Source organism: Pseudomonas sp. GM74, assembly GCF_000282455.1.
Classification (GTDB): domain Bacteria; phylum Pseudomonadota; class Gammaproteobacteria; order Pseudomonadales; family Pseudomonadaceae; genus Aquipseudomonas.
The window spans coordinates 1-18,483 of the sequence record NZ_AKJG01000051.1 but is presented as its reverse complement, the minus strand read 5'-3'; the positions used below and the strand labels follow the sequence as shown (position 1 = coordinate 18,483).

Sequence of the window (18,483 nt, the reverse complement as noted above, 5' to 3'; positions counted from 1 at the left end):
CAAAACTCCTGTTACGTAAGCCAAAGGTAAATTGCCGGTAAAGGCGCTTTGCTTAAAGCCCGCCAGTGCTTATCGTTCAGCCTCATGTAAAAAAAGCCCACGCGCCCAATGGTTGATCACTCAATGCAATCCTCCGCTTCCCGTAGTCCTCGTCGTTGGCTGTTCGGCCTGCTTGTCCTGTTGGTCATCGCTGGCCTGTGCTGGAAATTCTGGCCCGGCAGCGCTGCGCCCAAAGAGGCTGCGGGGCAGAAAGCCGTTGCCGGGCATACCGGCCGATCGGGGGGCATGCGTCCGGGGTTCGGTGGCGCGTCCGGGCCGGTACCGGTGCGAGTGGCACCGGCGGTCAAGGGGGATTTCCCGCTGTATTTCAAGGCGCTGGGCACGGTCACGGCGCTGAACACCATCAATGTGCGCAGCCGCGTCGGCGGTGAGCTGGTCAAGATCTATTTCGAAGAAGGGCAGATGGTCAAGGCCGGCGACCTGCTGGCCGAAATCGACCCGCGCCCTTACCAGAACGCCTTGCTTCAGGCCGAAGGCACCTTGCTGCAGAATCAGGCGCAGTTGAAGAATGCTCAGGTCGATGTCGAGCGTTATCGCGGCCTCTACAAGGAAGACAGTATTGCCAAACAGACCCTGGACACCGCCGAAGCGCTGGTCGGTCAGTTTCAGGGCACGGTCAAGACCAATCAGGCAGCGGTGAACGACGCCAAACTCAACCTCGAATTCACCAGGATCCGCGCACCGATCACCGGTCGCGTCGGCCTGCGTCAACTGGACGTCGGCAACCTGGTCGCGGCCAACGACACCACAGCACTGGCGATCATCACCCAGACCCAGCCGATCAGCGTGGCCTTCACCCTCCCGGAAAACAGCCTCGACACCGTGCTTGCCCGTTATCGCAGCGGTGCCAAATTGCCGGCTGAAGCCTGGGATCGCGGCGACACCAAACTCCAGGCCACCGGCGTGCTGCAGAGCCTGGACAACCAGATCGACATCACCACCGGCACCCTGAAATTCAAGGCCCGTTACGAGAACCGCGATCAGTCGCTGTTCCCCAACCAGTTCGTCAATGTGCGCCTGTTGGCCGACACCCTCAAAGACGTAGTGCTGGCGCCTTCCGCCGCGATCCAGTTCGGCACGAACGGCACGTTCGCCTACGCCCTGGACGGTGACAAGAAGGTCAAGATACGTCAGTTGAAAGTCGGCGCAAGTGACGGCGTGAACACCGTAATCACCGAAGGCCTGTCGGCGGGCGACCGGGTCGTACTGGAAGGCACCGACCGCCTGAAGGACGGCAGCGACGTGGAGGTGGTCAACGACAGCCAGGACGTGCCGACCACGCCGACCGAACACCTGCAAGGCAAGTCGGCGGTCAACGCGGCTGAGCCTGCGACCACCGACAAGGCGAAAAAGGGCGGCGCATGAATCTCTCGCGGCTGTTCATCCTTCGCCCGGTAGCCACCACCCTGAGCATGCTGGCCATTATCCTGGCCGGTGTGATCGCCTATCGGCTGCTGCCGGTGTCGGCGCTGCCCCAGGTCGATTACCCGACCATTCGCGTCATGACCCTGTACCCCGGCGCCAGCCCGGATGTCATGACCAGTGCGGTGACCGCGCCGCTTGAGCGCCAGTTCGGGCAGATGCCTGGCCTGACGCAAATGGCCTCCACCAGTTCCGGCGGGGCGTCGGTGCTGACCCTGAGGTTCAGCCTCGACATCAACATGGACGTGGCCGAGCAACAAGTGCAGGCGGCGATCAATGCCGCGACCAATTTGCTGCCCAAGGACTTGCCGGCACCGCCGGTGTACAACAAGGTCAACCCGGCCGACACGCCGGTGCTGACCCTGGCCATCACCTCCAGGACCATGCTGTTGCCCAAGCTCAATGACCTGGTCGATACGCGCATGGCGCAGAAGATTGCCCAGATCAGCGGCGTCGGCATGGTCAGCATTGCCGGCGGCCAACGTCAGGCCGTGCGCATCAAGGTCAACCCCGAGGCCCTGGCGGCCAATGGCCTGAACCTGTCGGACGTGCGCACCCTGATCGGCGCGTCCAACGTCAACCAGCCCAAGGGCAACTTCGACGGCCCGACCCGGGTTTCGATGCTCGATGCAAACGATCAACTGACGTCGCCCGAGGACTACGCCAACCTGATCCTGGCCTACGCCAATGGCGCGCCGTTGCGCCTCAAGGACGTGGCGGAAATCGTCGACGGTGCCGAGAACGAGCGTCTGGCCGCGTGGGCCAACGAGAACCAGGCCGTGCTGCTGAACATCCAGCGTCAGCCCGGCGCCAACGTGATCGAGGTGGTGGACCGGATCAAGGCCCTGCTGCCGAGCATCACCGACAACCTGCCGGCCGGCCTCGACGTGGTGGTGCTGACCGACCGCACCCAGACCATCCGCGCCTCGGTCAAGGACGTGCAGCACGAATTGCTGATCGCCATCGCCCTGGTGGTCATGGTCACCTTCCTGTTCCTGCGTCGCGCCAGCGCCACGATCATTCCGTCGGTGGCCGTGCCCCTGTCGCTGATCGGTACGTTCGGCGTGATGTACCTGGCAGGGTTTTCGGTCAACAACCTGACCCTGATGGCCCTGACCATCGCCACCGGCTTCGTGGTGGACGATGCGATCGTCATGCTGGAGAACATTTCCCGATTCATCGAGGAGGGCGACAGCCCGTTGAACGCGGCGCTCAAGGGTGCCAGGCAGATCGGTTTCACCCTGATCTCCCTGACCTTGTCGCTGATCGCCGTGCTGATCCCGCTGCTGTTCATGGCGGACGTGGTCGGGCGCTTGTTCCGCGAGTTCGCCATCACCCTGGCGGTGGCGATCCTGATTTCCCTGGTGGTTTCCCTGACCCTGACGCCGATGATGTGCGCGCGGTTGCTCAAGCGTGAACCCAAGGAATCAGAGCAGGGCCGCTTCTACCGTGCCAGCGGTGCGTTCATCGACTGGATGATCGCCGCCTACGGACGCAAATTGCAGTGGGTACTCAAGCACCAGCCGCTGACCTTGATGGTGGCCATTGGCACTCTGGCGCTGACGGTATTGCTGTACATGGTGGTGCCCAAGGGCTTCTTCCCGGTGCAGGACACCGGCGTCATCCAGGGCATTTCCGAAGCGCCGCAATCGATTTCCTTCGCCGCCATGAGCGAGCGCCAGCAGGAACTGGCCAAGGTGATCCTTGCCGACCCGGCGGTGGAGAGCCTGTCTTCCTACATTGGCGTGGATGGCGACAACTCGACCCTCAACAGCGGTCGCTTGCTGATCAACCTCAAGTCGCACCACGACCGTGACCTGAGCGCCACGCAAGTGATTGCCCGCCTGCAACCGGAACTCGACAAACTGGTCGGCATCCGCCTGTTCATGCAGCCGGTGCAGGACCTGACCATCGAAGACCGGGTCAGCCGCACGCAGTACCAGTTCAGCATGTCGTCGCCGGACTCGGAGTTGCTGAGCCTGTGGAGCAAGCGCCTGGTCGAAGCCTTGGCCGAACGGCCGGAACTGACCGACGTTGCCAGCGATCTGCAGGACAAGGGGCTGCAGGTTTATCTGGTGATCGACCGCGATGCGGCGTCCCGGGTCGGTGTGTCGGTGTCGAACATCACCGACGCGCTGTACGACGCCTTTGGTCAGCGGCAGATTTCCACGATCTACACCCAGGCGAGCCAGTACCGCGTGGTGCTGCAATCGCAGTCCGGCGAGAAGATCGGCCCGGATGCGTTGAACCAGATTCACGTCAAGACCACCGATGGCGGGCAGGTGCGCCTGTCCAGCCTGGCGCACATCGAAGAGCGTCAGGCTCAACTGGCGATCACCCACATCGGCCAGTTCCCGGCAGTAATGATGTCCTTCAACCTGGCGCCCGGCGTGGCGCTGGGGCATGCGGTCGAGATCATCGAGCAGGTGCAGAAGGACATCGGCATGCCGATTGGCGTGCAGACCCAGTTCCAGGGTGCGGCGCAGGCGTTCCAGGCCTCGCTGTCGAGCACCTTGCTGCTGATTCTGGCGGCGGTGGTGACCATGTACATCGTGCTGGGCGTGCTCTACGAGAGCTACATCCACCCGATCACCATTCTCTCGACCCTGCCGTCGGCGGCGGTGGGCGCCTTGCTGGCGTTGATCCTCAGCGGCAACGACCTGGGCATGATCGCGATCATCGGCATCATCCTGCTGATCGGCATCGTGAAGAAGAACGCGATCATGATGATCGACTTCGCCCTGGACGCCGAGCGCAACCAGGGCATGGACCCGCAAACGGCGATCTATCAGGCGGCCTTGCTGCGTTTCCGCCCGATCCTGATGACCACGTTGGCCGCGCTGTTCGGTGCCGTGCCGTTGATGCTGGCCACCGGTTCCGGCGCGGAACTGCGCCAGCCGCTGGGTCTGGTGATGGTCGGCGGCCTGTTGCTGAGCCAGGTTCTGACGTTGTTCACTACGCCGGTGATTTACCTGTATTTCGATCGGTTGGGACGCCGCTTTGGCAAGTCTGACTCGAAAGAGGTGGTGGTATGACGGCGAGCTACAAACTTCAAGCTTCAAGCCGCAAGTTAAAGCCTGCGCGATCCCTGCTTTTATCTTGCAGCTTGCAGCTTGCAGCTAGTGGTTGCCACCTATGAATCTCTCGGGACCATTCATCAAACGCCCCGTGGCAACCATGCTGCTTTCACTGGCGATCATGCTGCTGGGCGGCGTGAGCTTCGGTTTACTACCTGTGTCGCCGCTGCCGCAAATGGACTTTCCGGTGATCGTGGTCCAGGCCAGCCTGCCCGGGGCCAGCCCCGAGGTGATGGCGTCGACCGTGGCCACGCCGCTGGAGCGCTCCTTCGGCAGCATTGCCGGGGTCAACACCATGAGCAGCCGCTCCAGCCAGGGTTCGACCCGGGTGATCCTGCAATTCGACCTGGACCGCGACATCAACGGCGCGGCGCGGGAAGTGCAGGCGGCCATCAATGCTTCGCGCACCCTGCTGCCGAGCGGGATGCGCAGCATGCCGACCTACAAGAAGGTCAACCCGTCCCAGGCGCCGATCATGGTGCTGTCGCTGACGTCGGATGTGCTGGAAAAAGGCCAGCTCTATGACCTGGCCTCGACGATTCTGTCCCAGAGCCTGTCCCAGGTGCAGGGTGTCGGCGAAGTGCAGATCGGTGGCAGTTCGTTGCCAGCGGTACGTATCGAGCTCGAACCGCAGTCGCTGAACCAATACGGCGTGGCCCTGGACGATGTGCGTAACACCATCGCCAATGCCAACGTGCGCCGGCCCAAGGGCTCGGTGGAAGACGATCAGCGGCTGTGGCAGGTCCAGGCCAACGACCAGTTGGAAAAAGCCCGGGACTACGAATCGCTGATCATCCACTACAACGGTGGCGCGGCCTTGCGCCTGAAGGATGTGGCCAAGGTCAGCGATGGCGTCGAGGACCGCTACAACAGCGGTTTCTTCAACGATGACGCGGCGGTACTGCTGGTGATCAACCGGCAGGCCGGCGCCAACATCATCGAGACGGTCAACGAGATCAAGGCGCAATTGCCGGCGTTGCAGGCGGTGCTGCCGGCCAGCGTCAAGCTGAACCTGGCCATGGACCGTTCTCCGGTGATCAAGGCCACGCTGCACGAAGCGGAAATGACCCTGCTGATCGCCGTGGCGCTGGTGATCCTGGTGGTGTTCCTGTTCCTCGGTAACTTCCGCGCTTCGCTGATCCCGACCCTGGCGGTGCCGGTGTCGCTGGTCGGCACCTTTGCCGTGATGTACCTCTACGGTTTTTCGCTGAACAACCTGTCGCTGATGGCGCTGATCCTGGCCACCGGGCTGGTGGTGGACGATGCCATCGTGGTGCTGGAGAACATTTCCCGGCACATCGACGAAGGCGTGCGGCCGATGCGGGCCGCCTACCTCGGTGCCCAGGAAGTCGGCTTTACCTTGTTGTCGATGAACGTGTCGCTGGTGGCGGTGTTCCTGTCGATCCTGTTCATGGGCGGGATCATTGAAAGCCTGTTCCGCGAATTCTCCATCACCCTGGCGGCGGCCATCGTGGTTTCGCTGGTGGTGTCGTTGACCCTGACGCCGATGCTCTGCGCCCGCTGGCTCAAGCCGCACACGCCGGGGCAGGAGAACCGCCTGCAACGCTGGAGCCGGCGGACCAATGACTGGATGGTCGGCAAGTACGCCACCAGCCTCGACTGGGTGTTGCGCCACAAGCGCCTGACCTTGCTCAGTCTGTTCGTGACAATTGGTGTGAATATTGCGCTGTATATTGTTGTTCCTAAAACATTTTTACCGCAGCAGGATACCGGCCAGCTGATCGGTTTCGTGCGCGGCGACGACGGCCTGTCGTTCAGCGTGATGCAGCCGAAGATGGAGATTTTCCGCCGGGCGGTGTTGAAGGACGAGGCGGTAGAAAGCGTCGCCGGGTTTATTGGTGGCAACAACGGCACCAACAACGCCTTCATGCTGGTGCGCCTGAAGCCGATCAAGGAGCGCAGCATTTCCGCACAGAAAGTCATCGAACGCCTGCGCAAGGAAATGCCCAAGGTTCCCGGGGCACAACTGATGCTCATGGCGGACCAGGACCTGCAATTCGGTGGCGGTCGCGAGCAGACCACCTCGCAGTACTCGTACATCCTGCAGAGCGGGGATCTGGGGGCATTGCGCGAGTGGTACCCGAAAGTCGTCACCGCGCTCAAGGCCTTGCCGGAGCTGACGGCGATCGATGCGCGGGAAGGCCGGGGCGCCCGGCAAGTGACCCTGATCGTCGACCGTGACCAGGCCAAGCGCCTGGGTGTCGACATGGACATGGTCACGGCGGTGCTGAACAACGCCTACAGCCAGCGGCAGATTTCGACCATCTACGACAGCCTCAACCAGTACCAGGTGGTGATGGAGGTCAATCCGAAATACGCCCAGGACCCGATCACCCTCAAGCAGGTCCAGGTGATCACCGCTGACGGCGCGCGGATCCCGCTGTCGACCATCGCCCATTACGAAAACAGCCTGGAAAACGACCGGGTCAGCCACGAAGGCCAGTTTGCTTCGGAAAGCATTGCCTTCGACATGGCCGAAGGCGTGACCGTGGAGCAGGGCGGTGCGGCCATCGAGCGGGCGATTGCCAAGGTCGGCCTGCCAGAGGACGTGATCGCGAAAATGGCCGGCACGGCCGACGCTTTCGCGGCGACTCAAAAAAGTCAGCCATGGATGATTCTGGGGGCGCTGGTGGCGGTGTATCTGGTCTTGGGGGTGCTGTACGAAAGCTACATACACCCGCTGACGATTCTCTCGACCCTGCCGTCGGCCGGGGTCGGCGCATTGCTGTCGATCTACGCGCTGGGCGGCGAGTTCAGCCTGATTTCGTTGCTGGGGCTGTTTCTGCTGATCGGCGTGGTGAAGAAAAACGCGATCCTGATGATCGACCTGGCGTTACAGCTGGAACGAAGCCAGGGCATGGCCCCGCTGGAGTCGATTCGCAGCGCCTGCCTGCAACGCCTGCGACCTATCCTGATGACCACTCTGGCGGCGATCCTCGGTGCCTTGCCGTTGCTGCTCAGCCGCGCCGAAGGGGCGGAAATGCGCCAGCCGCTGGGCCTGACCATCATCGGCGGGCTGATCTTCAGCCAGGTGCTGACGCTTTACACCACCCCGGTGGTTTACCTCTATCTCGACAGACTGCGCCATCGCTTCAATAAATGGCGTGGGGTGCGTACCGATGCTGCCCTGGAAACTCCGCTATGACTGACCGTTCGCTTTTCAACCTGGCTGCACCGCTGATCACGGCCCGAGGCTCGCGCCTGTTGAGCCTGTCACTGTGCGTGGCGATGCTCAGTGCCTGCGCCATCGGCCCGGATTACCAGCGCCCGCAAACCGCCGAACCTGCGCAATACAAGGCGGCAGAAGGCTGGCGTCAGGCCAACCCCAGCGATGCCCTGGCGCGTGGCGCGTGGTGGGAGTTGTATGGCGACCGGCAGCTCAACGACCTGATCGAAAAACTCAACAGCGCCAACCAGACTGTCGCCCAGTCCGAAGCGCAGTACCGCCAGGCCCAGGCCTTGGTGCGCAGCGCACGGGGTGCGTTTTTCCCGACGGTGGACCTGAACGTCAGCAAGAACCGTTCAAGCCAGGGTACCGGTAGCAGCAACTCCAGCCTGAGCAGTTCGTCCAGCGGCATTCGCGATACGTACTCGGCCCAGGCGGGCGTCAGTTGGGAAGCGGACGTATGGGGCAAGCTGCGCCGGGGCCTCGAAGCCGACACCGCCAATGCCCAGGCAAGCTTTGCCGACCTGGCGGCCATGCGCCTGAGCCAACAGTCGGAGCTGGTGCAGAATTACCTGCAACTGCGGGTGATCGATGGCCAGAAGCGCTTGCTCCAGGACACGGTCGAGGCTTATCGGCGTTCGCTGAAAATGACCGAGAACCAGTACCGCGCAGGCGTATCGGGCAAGGACGCGGTGGCCCAGGCCCAGACGCAACTCAAAGGCACCGAAGCCGATATGGTCGACCTGATCTGGCAACGCGCCCAGTTCGAGAACGCCATCGCCGTGCTGATCGGCCTGCCGCCGGCGCAGTTCAGCCTGGCGGAAAGCCTGGACATCCCGCAGTTGCCGCAAGTGCCGCCGGCATTGCCTTCGCAGTTGCTGGAGCGTCGCCCGGACATCGCGTCGGCCGAGCGCTCGGTGATGGCCGCCAACGCCAATATCGGCGTGGCCAAGGCCGCCTATTACCCCGACCTGACCCTGAACATGAACGGCGGTTACAGCAGTAGCACCTATGCCAACTGGATCAGCCTGCCGAACCGCTTCTGGTCGGTCGGACCGCAATTGGCCATGACCCTGTTCGACGGCGGCCAGCGCTCGGCGGAAGTCGACCGCAGTGAAGCGGCCTATGACGAAACGGTGGCCAAGTACCGCCAGACCGTGCTGGACGGGTTCCGCGAGGTGGAAAACTTCCTGGTGCAACTCAAGGTGCTTGAGGACGAAGCCGTCGTGCGCCAACAGGCACTGGATGCTGCCCGGGAATCGTTGCGCCTGACCCAGAACCAGTACAAGGCCGGTTTGATCGCGTACATCGATGTGGTGGTGACCCAGGCCGCGGCGCTGAGCAATGAGCGCAGCAACCTCGACCTGCTGCAAAGCCGCCTGATCGCCAGCGTGCAGTTGATTGCCGCGTTGGGAGGTGGCTGGGACGGGCAGCTTGAGGTGAGCGACAGTCGATAGCGCAATCTAACGAACGCTGCAATCCCTGTGGGAGCGAGCTTGCTCGCGATGGCTGCGTCACATTCAGAATGGATGTTGCCTGACCCACCGCTATCGTCGGAACGCCGCCCGGAGCAAACTCGCTCCCACAGGTTTTGTGGTACCAGCAGCTTCAAGCGAGTTAATGTAAAACCTTAAAACAAGCGTTTCATCGGACTGATGGCCCTTTGCTCATTTTGTGGGTGCGTTCTCATTTGGAATCAGTACAATCGCCGCATTTGCCCCCACCCGAGAATGAAAGCCACTAACAAGGGGGGCGTTCGCGAGAAGTCTCCATGCTCATCGGCAGCTATTCCCCCACCCTGGTCATCATTTCGCTCTGCGTAGCGATTCTCGCCTCATACACCGCACTCGACCTGACCGGACGCATTGCCACCGCCAAAGGCCGCGCCGTGCATTTGTGGACCGCGGGCGGAACCGTTGCCATGGGCATCGGCATCTGGTCGATGCATTTTATCGGCATGCTCGCGTTCAAGCTGCCGATCGATCTTGGGTACGACGGCACCATCACCCTGTTGTCGCTGCTGATCGGCGTGCTTTCCAGCGGTTTTGCGCTGTGGCTGGTCAGCCAGCCGCAATTACCGGCCTGGCAACTGGCCTTTGGCGCGTTGGTCATGGGCGCCGGCATCAGCGCGATGCACTACACCGGCATGGCCGCCATGCGCATGCAACCGGGCATCGACTACGACCCGACTCTGTTCGGCGCCTCGCTGCTGATCGCGGTCGGTGCTTCGGGCGCGGCATTGTGGATCGCGTTCCGTCTGCGCCAGCACACACCTTATGTCCGTCTGATCCGTGGCGGTGCCGCCGTGATCATGGGTATCGCCATCGTTGGCATGCACTACACCGGGATGGCCGCCGCACGCTTTGCCGACGGCAGTTTTTGCGGCGCAGCGGTCAATGGATTGAGCGGCAATGGCCTGGACAACCTGGTGCTGATCACCACGCTGGCGGTGCTGAGCATTGCCTTGCTGACCTCGATCCTCGATGCACGCCTGGAGGCTCGCACCGCGAGCCTGGCCCGGTCGTTGACCGAGGCCAACCGTGAACTGACCCAACTGGCCTTGCATGACACTCTCACCGGGTTGCCGAACCGGACGTTGCTCGCCGATCGAATCGATCAGGCCATGTCGCGGGTCCGGGAACAGGGGGGGTGCTTTGCCCTGATGTTCATCGACCTGGACGGCTTCAAACCGGTCAACGATGCCTTCGGCCACCACATGGGTGATCTGCTGTTGCGTGAAGTAGCCGTGCGCCTGCGCGAAGACTTGCGCAGCCAGGACACTCTGGCGCGCATCGGCGGCGACGAGTTCGTGTTGCTGGTGCAATTGAGCGAACAGAACGACGCCTTGAACCTGGCGGCCCGCCAGGTCGGGATGATCGCGCGCGCGTTCCGGGTTGCCGAACATGATTTGCACATTTCCGCGAGTGTCGGCATCGCGCTCTACCCGGGTAACGGCCAGTCCGCCCATGAATTGCTGATGAACGCCGACGCGGCGATGTATCACGCCAAGGGCGCGGGTAAAAACGGCTACAGCTTTTTCGACGCTTCGATGAACAGCAACGCCCGCAAACAGCTGCAATTGCTGCAAGACTTGCGCAATGCCGTGGAACAGCAGCAATTCAGCCTGCATTACCAGCCCAAGTTCGACGCCGCCAATGGCCGTCCGGTGGGCGCCGAGGCCTTGTTGCGCTGGGAGCACCCGACGCAAGGGATGCTGTTGCCGGACAAATTCATCGAAATGGCGGAAAAAACCGGGCTGATCATTCCAATCGGCGAGTGGGTGCTCAACGAAGCCTGCCGTCAGATGCGCGAGTGGTACGTGCTGGGCTACACCGATTGGCGCATCGCGGTGAACCTTTCGGCCATCCAGTTCTGTCATTCCGGGCTGGTCCAGAGTGTCGCCAAGGCCCTGGCGGCTCACCATTTGCCGGCCAACAGCCTGACCCTGGAAATCACTGAAACCACCGCCATGAGCGATGCCGATGCGAGCATGACGGTGCTGCAGGAACTGTCGGAAATGGGCGTCGACCTGTCCATCGACGATTTTGGCACTGGCTATTCGAGCTTGATGTACCTCAAGCGCCTTCCGGCCAACGAGCTGAAGATCGACCGGGGGTTTGTGCGGGACCTGGAGCGCGACAGCGACGACGCCGCCATCGTGTCGGCCATCGTCGCCCTCGGCCAGGCACTGGGGTTGCGCATCGTCGCCGAAGGCGTGGAAACCGGTGTGCAGCAGGACTTCCTGACGCAACTCGGTTGTGATTCGTTGCAGGGTTACCTGCTGGGGCATCCGCTGCCGGCCGCAGGTTTCATGATGGAAATCCATCGCGGCGAGCAATTGGTCGAACAGCTTGAAGCCAGTGCCGAGCGTGAAATGTCGATGACATGACAGCTGACGTGTAGCCATGCAAAAACCGCCAATGGCGGTTATTCTTGCCCCCGACCGCTTAAGCTTTGATTGGGGGAAAAGCTCGCATGGACAAAGTCATCGTCATCACCGGCGGCAGCCGCGGCATTGGTGCGGCCACCGCTCTGTTGGCCGCCGCGCAGGGCTATCGGATCTGCATCAACTATCAGGCGGACGAACAGGCCGCACTCGGCGTGCTGGAGCAAGTCCGCGCCCTCGGTGCGCAGGCCATTGCGGTACGGGCCGACGTCAGCATCGAAGACGAAGTCATCGCGCTGTTCCATCGGGTGGACAGTGAACTGGGGCGGGTCACCGCGCTGGTGAACAACGCCGGCACCGTAGGGCAGAAGTCCCGGGTCGACGAGATGTCCGAGTTCCGCATTCTCAAGATCATGAAAACCAACGTCCTGGCGCCGATTCTCTGTGCCAAGCACGCGATCCTGCGCATGTCGCCCAGGCACGGCGGGCAGGGCGGCAGCATCGTCAACGTATCGTCGGTCGCCTCGCGCTTGGGGGCTCCCAACGAGTACGTGGATTACGCGGCGTCCAAAGGCGCGCTGGACACCTTCACCATAGGCCTGTCCAAGGAAGTGGCGGGCGAGGGGATTCGCGTCAACGCCGTGCGTCCGGGCTACATCTACACCGATTTTCATGCCTTGAGCGGCGATCCGGATCGGGTCAGCAAACTCGAATCGGCGATTCCCATGGCCCGGGGCGGGCGCCCGGATGAAGTGGCGGAGGCGATTGTCTGGTTGTTGTCGGACAAGGCTTCTTATGCGACCGGGACTTTCGTCGATCTTGGTGGTGGGCGTTGATCTGAGGTTTGCGTTGTCAGTGCTGGCCTCTTCGTCGGAACGCCGCCCGGAGCAAGCCCGCTCCCACAAGGAATCTCGGGTGTTCACAGACTTTGCGTACACCAGGTAACCCTGTGGGAGCGGGCTTGCCCGCGAAGGCATTTGACCGGGCGACGCCTATTGATCAGAACGACCGCACAATCCGCCCCAACGTCTCCATCGCCTTCTCCGATTCCTCGGTCCACGGGCTGCCGTAATTCAACCGAATACAGTTCCTGAAGCGCTGGGTCGGTGAAAAGATCGGCCCCGGTGCAATGCTGATGCCTTGGGCCAATGCCATCTGGAACAACTTCAACGAATCCATCTGCTCCGGCAATTCCAGCCACAGAAAGTACCCGCCGGCCGGTTGGCTCACCCGTGTCTGCGCGGGAAAATATCGGGCGATTGCGGCGAGCATGGCGCTTTGCTGGTCTTCCAGGGCGTGGCGCAACTTGCGCAGGTGCCGGTCGTAGCCGCCATGTTGCAGGTAATCGGCGATGGCGGCCTGGGCCGGCATCGAGGCGCACAGCGAGGTCATGAGTTTCAGTCGTTCGATCTTTTGCGCAAAACGCCCGGCGGCGACCCAGCCGATGCGGTAGCCGGGGGCCAGGCTCTTGGCAAATGAACCGCAATGCATCACCAGCCCTTCAGTGTCGAAAGCTTTGGCCGGTTTCGGCGCCTGCTGGCCGTAATAGAGTTCGGCGTAGACATCGTCTTCGATCAGCGGCACCTGGTGGCGGCGCAGCAGTTCCACTAGCTGCTGTTTCTTGGCCTCGGGCACGGTCGCGCCCATGGGGTTCTGGAAGCTGGTCATGCACCAGCAGGCCTTGATCGGATGGCGTTCAAGCGTTTGTTCGAGCACGCCGAGGTCGATGCCGTCGCGCGGGTGCACGGGGATTTCCACGGCTTTGAGTTTCAGGCGTTCGAGCACTTGCAGGCAGGCGTAGAACGCCGGGGCTTCGATGGCCACCAGGTCGCCAGGTTGCGTCACCGCTTGCAGGCACAGGTTGAGGGCTTCCAGGGCGCCATTGGTGATCAGCAGTTCTTCCATGGGCAGCATCAGTCCACCGACCATGTAGCGCAGAGCGATTTGCCGGCGCAGCTGCGGGTTGCCGGGCGACATGTCGGTGACCACCATGCGCGGGTCCATCTCGCGGGTGGCGCTGGCCAGGGAGCGGGACAAGCGTTGCAGGGGGAACAGCGTCGGGCTGGGGAACGCCGAGCCGAAGGCCACGGTGTTCGGGTCCTTGATCGAATCGAGCACCGAAAATACCAGTTCGCTGACGTCGACTTCCGTGGACTCGTTGACCTCATTGCTGATCACCGGCTCGGAAAACGGCCGGGGCGCATGGGCGTTGACGAAGTAGCCGGAACGCGGGCGGGCGCGGATCAGGCCGCGACGTTCCAGCAGGTAGTAGGCCTGGAACACCGTGGACGGGCTGACCCCGTAGGTCTGGCTGGCGTAGCGCACCGACGGCACCCGCTGGCCGGGACCCAGGACGCCGGAGCGGATCAGTTCTGCGATGTCGTCGGCGAATTTTTCGTAGCGTTTCATCGAGTGTCCGGAAGGTTGTCATTCAAGAAAATCGAGGTGACTTCATCGCGGGCAAGCCCGCTCCCACATGGACGATGCAATACCTGTGGGAGCGGGCTTGCCCGCGATGGAAGCACAGCAGTCTAAGGGATCAGCGATTCATCGGCGCAACAAACCGGCTCTTCGCGATGCTAGAGACGCCGGGCTCATCGCTGTCGACCACCTTGAAGCTGATGCTCTGCGAACTGCTGGCCGGACGTTCCGTGAGCATCACCACCGACACCGGCACATCGACGATCTCGCCCGGCGCCAGGCTGAGCACGGTCTTGCCCTGCAACGCGAAGTCATCGGCGTCCACCAGGCTCAATTGATAGTCCTGACGCTGCTGAGTCTTGTTGATCACCTTCAGACTGTAGATGTTTTCGATCTGCCCCTGGCTGTTCTCGCGGAACAGGCCCCGGTCCTTGCTGACGTCGAGAGACACCATCGGCCGTTCCACCAGCGCCACCACCAGGGCGGCGATCATCACCAGCAGCACGGCGCAGTAGCCGATCAGGCGCGGACGCAGCAGGTGTGTCTTGCCACCCTGCAACTGATGCTCGGACGTGTAGCTGATCAATCCCGGGGCGTAACCCATTTTGTCCATGATCGAGTCGCAGGCGTCGATGCATGCGGCGCAACCGATGCATTCCATCTGCAAGCCGTCGCGAATGTCGATGCCGGTCGGGCAGACCTGTACGCACAGCTGGCAATCGATGCAATCGCCCAAACCGACTTCGGCGGGTTTGACCTCGCGTTTGCGCGGGCCACGGTTTTCGCCCCGGGCCACGTCGTAGGAAATGGTCAGGGTGTCCTTGTCGAACATCACGCTCTGGAACCGCGCATAGGGGCACATGTGCATGCACACCGCTTCACGCAGCCAACCGGCATTGATGTAGGTGGCGCCAGTAAAAAACAGCACCCAGAACAGGCTGACGCCGCTCATCTGGAAGGTCAGCAGCTCTTCGGCCAGTGGCCGGATCGGCGTGAAATAGCCGACGAACGTCAGGCCGGTCAGCAGGCTGATGGCCAGCCACAAGGTGTGCTTGGCCGAGCGACGCATCAGCTTGTTCAGGCCCCACGGCGCGGCCTGCAACTTGATCCGCTGGTTGCGTTCGCCTTCGGTGATCTTTTCGCACCACATGAAGATCCAGGTCCACGAACTTTGCGGGCAGGTGTAGCCGCACCAGACCCGGCCCGCGAACACGGTGATCGCAAACAGGCCGAACGCGGCGATGATCAACAGCGCCGAGAGCAGGATGAAATCCTGCGGCCAGAAAGTGGCGCCGAAGATATGGAACTTGCTTTCCGAAAGGTCCCAGAGCACCGCCTGGCGGCCGCCCCAGTTCAGCCACACAGTGCCGAAAAACAGCAAAAACAGAAAACCGGCACCGCTGATGCGCAGGTTGCGGAACAGCCCGGTGAAGCTGCGGGTGTGGATCAGGTTGTCGCTGGATTTGGCCTTCATCCCGGGACGCGAAGGCTCGAATGTTTCTACGGTTCGGACGGGGATTCTCTCGCTCATGGTCTTTCGCTCATCAGCCTCCATCAGGCATGAGCACTATGAGCGGCGATCTGTTTGCATAACAGACTCAGGTATTGCATTAAAAAGCGGATCAGATGGCTGTGTTTGCACCGCCTGCGACAACTTGAAGCAGCCGCCGCACAAAGCTGCAAACGCCTATGCAAAACAGCGGCGGCGGGTGTTGATCAACGTCAGTCAAATCACCGAATCACTGTTGGTGGCTTTCAAGTGCCGGCGTCCATCCACCGCGCCTGCCTGTCAGGGATTCACCCTGTCGGCGGAGGTCGTTTCACCGCTGTGCGCCAGCTCGGTTTGTGAATTCGTTGACGCTGGGAAAAATCGTTTTCATGGCTGGCCACGTTCAAGGCTGATGGAGTGATGGCCATAAAAGGCGAGGAATGATCGTTCCTGGTTTCGACGCAGGAACGATCAACTGTCGTCATTCAGGGTTCACAATCACCGGCGGCATGGTCGTTGGCGGTTTTTCCCTTGGCGGCGGGTCCTTGTCGGGTGGATCCTGTTCGGGCACCGGTTGCGGTTCGCTGGGCGGTATCACCGGGTTATCGATGTTTGGGTCGGGGGTTTCAGCCGGGAATGGATTGTTCATTGTTTAGCCTGCGGTGGCACATGGCGTGAGTCGTGCTTAAGTAGGTGGACTACTTGGTTGACCACGACGCGATGGACTTGATTCCGGAAATTGTCGATGAAACTTTCCCGGCGGCTGTCGTTCGGAACCTAAGTGAGTGCATCCCGGGGCGGATTGCCCGGCGGGGTGGCGACCAGACACAAGCGCGTCCATGGGGCGTAAGGAGAGAGGCTCGATGACGGCTGAAAAACCGACTGAGTTGAGCTACAACCCGCACATGCCGCTGTCGCAGGCCTTGTTGCTGCCGCGCATCGTCATTGAAAACATCATGCCGACCCTTGAAGGCGGGCAGTTCGCGGTCAAGGCCGTGGTGGGGCAGGACGTGGTGGTGACGGCCAAGGTCTTCGCCGACGGGCATGACAAGCTGGCGGTTCGCGTGCGCTGGCGGGCCGAAGACGAGGACGTCTGGCAAAGCGCGGCCATGAACGACCTGGGCAACAACGGTTGGCAAGGGCAGTTCCGGGTCGCCAGCCAGGGCCGTTATCTGTTCTGTATCGAAGCCTGGATCGATCAGTTCGCCAGCTTTTGCCATGAGCTGGAAAAAAAGCATGCGGCTGCCGTACCAGTCAGCCTGGAATTACAGGAAGGGCGGATTCATGTGCAACAAGCCGCCGAACGTAGCGAAGGGCAACTCAGCGAGCAACTGGCGGCCTTGCACCATGAACTGTCAGGGCTGCTTGAAACCGAGCAGATTGCACTGTTTTTGCACCCGCGTAGCGCCGACCTCATGGCCCGTGTCGATCACCGCGCCTACCTGAGCCTGAGCCCGGAATACCCGGTGGATGTGGAGCGCGAACTGGCGCAGTTCGCCAGTTGGTATGAATTGTTCCCGCGTTCGATCACCGACAGTCCGACCCGCCATGGCACTTTCAATGACGTGCATTCGCGGCTGGCGATGATCCAGGACATGGGTTTCGACGTGCTGTATTTCCCGCCGATCCACCCGATCGGACGCAGTTACCGCAAGGGCCCGAACAACTCCCTCACCGCCGGCCCCGATGATCCGGGCAGCCCCTATGCGATTGGCAGCGAGGAGGGCGGACACGAGGCGATTCACTCGCAGTTGGGCACCCGTGAAGACTTCCGCCGACTGGTGGCGGCCGCCTCGGCCCATGGCCTGGAAATCGCCCTGGATTTTGCCATCCAGTGCTCCCAGGACCATCCGTGGCTCAAGCAGCATCCCGGCTGGTTCAACTGGCGGCCGGACGGCACGATCAAATACGCGGAGAACCCGCCGAAGAAATACCAGGACATCGTCAACGTCGACTTCTATACCCCCGAGGCGATTCCGAGCCTTTGGGTGGAGCTGCGCGATATCGTGATCGGTTGGGTCGAGGAGGGCGTGAAGATCTTCCGCGTCGATAACCCGCACACCAAGCCGTTACCGTTCTGGCAGTGGCTGATCGCCGATGTACGGGCGCTGTACCCCGAGGTAATTTTCCTCGCCGAAGCCTTTACCACCCCGGCCATGATGGCGCGCCTGGGCAAAGTCGGATACTCCCAGAGCTACACCTATTTCACCTGGCGCAACACCAAGGCCGAACTGGCGACCTACTTCACTGAACTCAACGAATCGCCTTGGCGCGAATGCTGCCGGCCGAATTTTTTCGTCAATACGCCGGACATCAACCCGGCGTTCCTCCACGAATCCGGACGCCCCGGGTTTCTCATCCGCGCCGTGCTGGCGACCATGGGCTCGGGCCTGTGGGGCATGTACTCGGGTTTCGAGTTGTGCGAGTCGGCGCCGGTGCCGGGCAAAGAGGAGTACCTCGACTCCGAGAAGTATGAGATCCGCCCGCGGGACTTCAACGCGCCGGGCAACATCATTGCCGAGATCGCCCAGCTCAACCGCATCCGCCGGCAGAACCCGGCGTTGCACACGCATCTGGGCCTGAAGGTCTACAACGCCTGGAACGACAACATCCTGTACTTCGGCAAACGCAGCGCCGATGGAGGCAATTTCATCCTGGTGGCGGTCAGCCTCGATCCGCACAACGTGCAGGAGGCGAACTTCGAGTTGCCGTTGTGGGAAATGGGCTTGCCGGACCACGCCAGCACCCAGGGCGAAGACCTGATGAATGGCCATCGCTGGACCTGGCATGGCAAACAGCAATTCATGCGGATCGACCCGGCGTATCAGCCGTTCGGGATCTGGCGCATCACCACCTCTTGAATGCGCCGCCCCCCCCCTGTAGGAGCTGCCGAAGGCTGCGATCTTTTGATCTTGATTTTTCAGATCAAAAGATCGCAGCC

The 18,483-nt window shown here is 61.8% G+C and carries 10 protein-coding genes; 7 read left to right on the top strand and 3 right to left on the bottom strand.

Annotated features, from left to right (window positions below; translation table 11 throughout):
• The first annotated feature begins 108 nt into the window (after nt 1–108).
• The 6 genes from PMI34_RS16025 (at nt 109) to PMI34_RS16050 (ending at nt 12,468) form a co-directional block, all read left to right on the top strand.
• Nucleotides 109–1,425, top strand: coding sequence for an MdtA/MuxA family multidrug efflux RND transporter periplasmic adaptor subunit (locus PMI34_RS16025; RefSeq protein ID WP_032829611.1), 1,317 nt, complete (start codon nt 109–111; stop codon nt 1,423–1,425).
• Complete coding sequence (locus tag PMI34_RS16030; protein WP_008049462.1) at nt 1,422–4,517, top strand: MdtB/MuxB family multidrug efflux RND transporter permease subunit; 3,096 nt, start codon at nt 1,422–1,424, stop codon at nt 4,515–4,517. Before PMI34_RS16025 ends, PMI34_RS16030 begins: the two co-directional genes overlap by 4 nt.
• A gap of 100 nt (nt 4,518–4,617) precedes the next feature.
• Nucleotides 4,618–7,725 (top strand): efflux RND transporter permease subunit, encoded by a 3,108-nt coding sequence (locus PMI34_RS16035; RefSeq protein ID WP_032829610.1) that lies wholly within the window; start codon nt 4,618–4,620, stop codon nt 7,723–7,725.
• Nucleotides 7,722–9,203: an efflux transporter outer membrane subunit gene (locus tag PMI34_RS16040; RefSeq protein ID WP_008049450.1), complete on the top strand. Its 1,482-nt coding sequence runs from the start codon at nt 7,722–7,724 to the stop codon at nt 9,201–9,203. The genes PMI34_RS16035 and PMI34_RS16040 overlap by 4 nt, the downstream gene beginning before the upstream one ends.
• 314 nt (nt 9,204–9,517) lie before the next feature.
• On the top strand, nt 9,518–11,635 hold the full coding sequence (locus PMI34_RS16045) for a putative bifunctional diguanylate cyclase/phosphodiesterase (RefSeq protein ID WP_008049448.1): 2,118 nt from the start codon (nt 9,518–9,520) through the stop codon (nt 11,633–11,635).
• An 86-nt stretch (nt 11,636–11,721) separates the two neighbouring features.
• Nucleotides 11,722–12,468 (top strand): SDR family oxidoreductase, encoded by a 747-nt coding sequence (locus PMI34_RS16050; RefSeq protein WP_008049447.1) that lies wholly within the window; start codon nt 11,722–11,724, stop codon nt 12,466–12,468.
• A 163-nt stretch (nt 12,469–12,631) separates the two neighbouring features.
• On the opposite strand, the gene mapR is transcribed toward PMI34_RS16050, so the two are convergent.
• The 3 genes from mapR to PMI34_RS28980 form a co-directional block, all read right to left on the bottom strand.
• Nucleotides 12,632–14,041, bottom strand: a complete 1,410-nt coding sequence (gene mapR, locus PMI34_RS16055; RefSeq protein WP_008049446.1) for a GntR family transcriptional regulator MpaR — start codon at nt 14,039–14,041, stop codon at nt 12,632–12,634.
• A 130-nt stretch (nt 14,042–14,171) separates the two neighbouring features.
• Complete coding sequence (gene ccoG / locus PMI34_RS16060) at nt 14,172–15,584, bottom strand: cytochrome c oxidase accessory protein CcoG (protein WP_008049445.1); 1,413 nt, start codon at nt 15,582–15,584, stop codon at nt 14,172–14,174.
• A gap of 439 nt (nt 15,585–16,023) precedes the next feature.
• Nucleotides 16,024–16,191 (bottom strand): hypothetical protein, encoded by a 168-nt coding sequence (locus PMI34_RS28980; protein ID WP_008049444.1) that lies wholly within the window; start codon nt 16,189–16,191, stop codon nt 16,024–16,026.
• A gap of 214 nt (nt 16,192–16,405) precedes the next feature.
• Here PMI34_RS28980 and PMI34_RS16065 point away from each other — a divergent pair, with 214 nt between their 5' ends.
• Nucleotides 16,406–18,403: an alpha-1,4-glucan--maltose-1-phosphate maltosyltransferase gene (locus PMI34_RS16065; RefSeq protein WP_008049443.1), complete on the top strand. Its 1,998-nt coding sequence runs from the start codon at nt 16,406–16,408 to the stop codon at nt 18,401–18,403.
• Nucleotides 18,404–18,483: the final 80 nt, after the last annotated feature.

Coding starts and splice junctions, on each gene's coding strand:
- PMI34_RS16035 (WP_032829610.1), top strand. CDS start 4,618: ATGAATCTCTCGGGACCATTCATCAAACGCCCCGTGGCAACCATGCTG.
- PMI34_RS16050 (WP_008049447.1), top strand. CDS start 11,722: ATGGACAAAGTCATCGTCATCACCGGCGGCAGCCGCGGCATTGGTGCG.
- PMI34_RS16065 (WP_008049443.1), top strand. CDS start 16,406: ATGACGGCTGAAAAACCGACTGAGTTGAGCTACAACCCGCACATGCCG.
- PMI34_RS16030 (WP_008049462.1), top strand. CDS start 1,422: ATGAATCTCTCGCGGCTGTTCATCCTTCGCCCGGTAGCCACCACCCTG.
- PMI34_RS28980 (WP_008049444.1), bottom strand. CDS start 16,191: ATGAACAATCCATTCCCGGCTGAAACCCCCGACCCAAACATCGATAAC.
- PMI34_RS16025 (WP_032829611.1), top strand. CDS start 109: ATGGTTGATCACTCAATGCAATCCTCCGCTTCCCGTAGTCCTCGTCGT.
- ccoG (WP_008049445.1), bottom strand. CDS start 15,584: ATGAGCGAGAGAATCCCCGTCCGAACCGTAGAAACATTCGAGCCTTCG.
- mapR (WP_008049446.1), bottom strand. CDS start 14,041: ATGAAACGCTACGAAAAATTCGCCGACGACATCGCAGAACTGATCCGC.
- PMI34_RS16040 (WP_008049450.1), top strand. CDS start 7,722: ATGACTGACCGTTCGCTTTTCAACCTGGCTGCACCGCTGATCACGGCC.
- PMI34_RS16045 (WP_008049448.1), top strand. CDS start 9,518: ATGCTCATCGGCAGCTATTCCCCCACCCTGGTCATCATTTCGCTCTGC.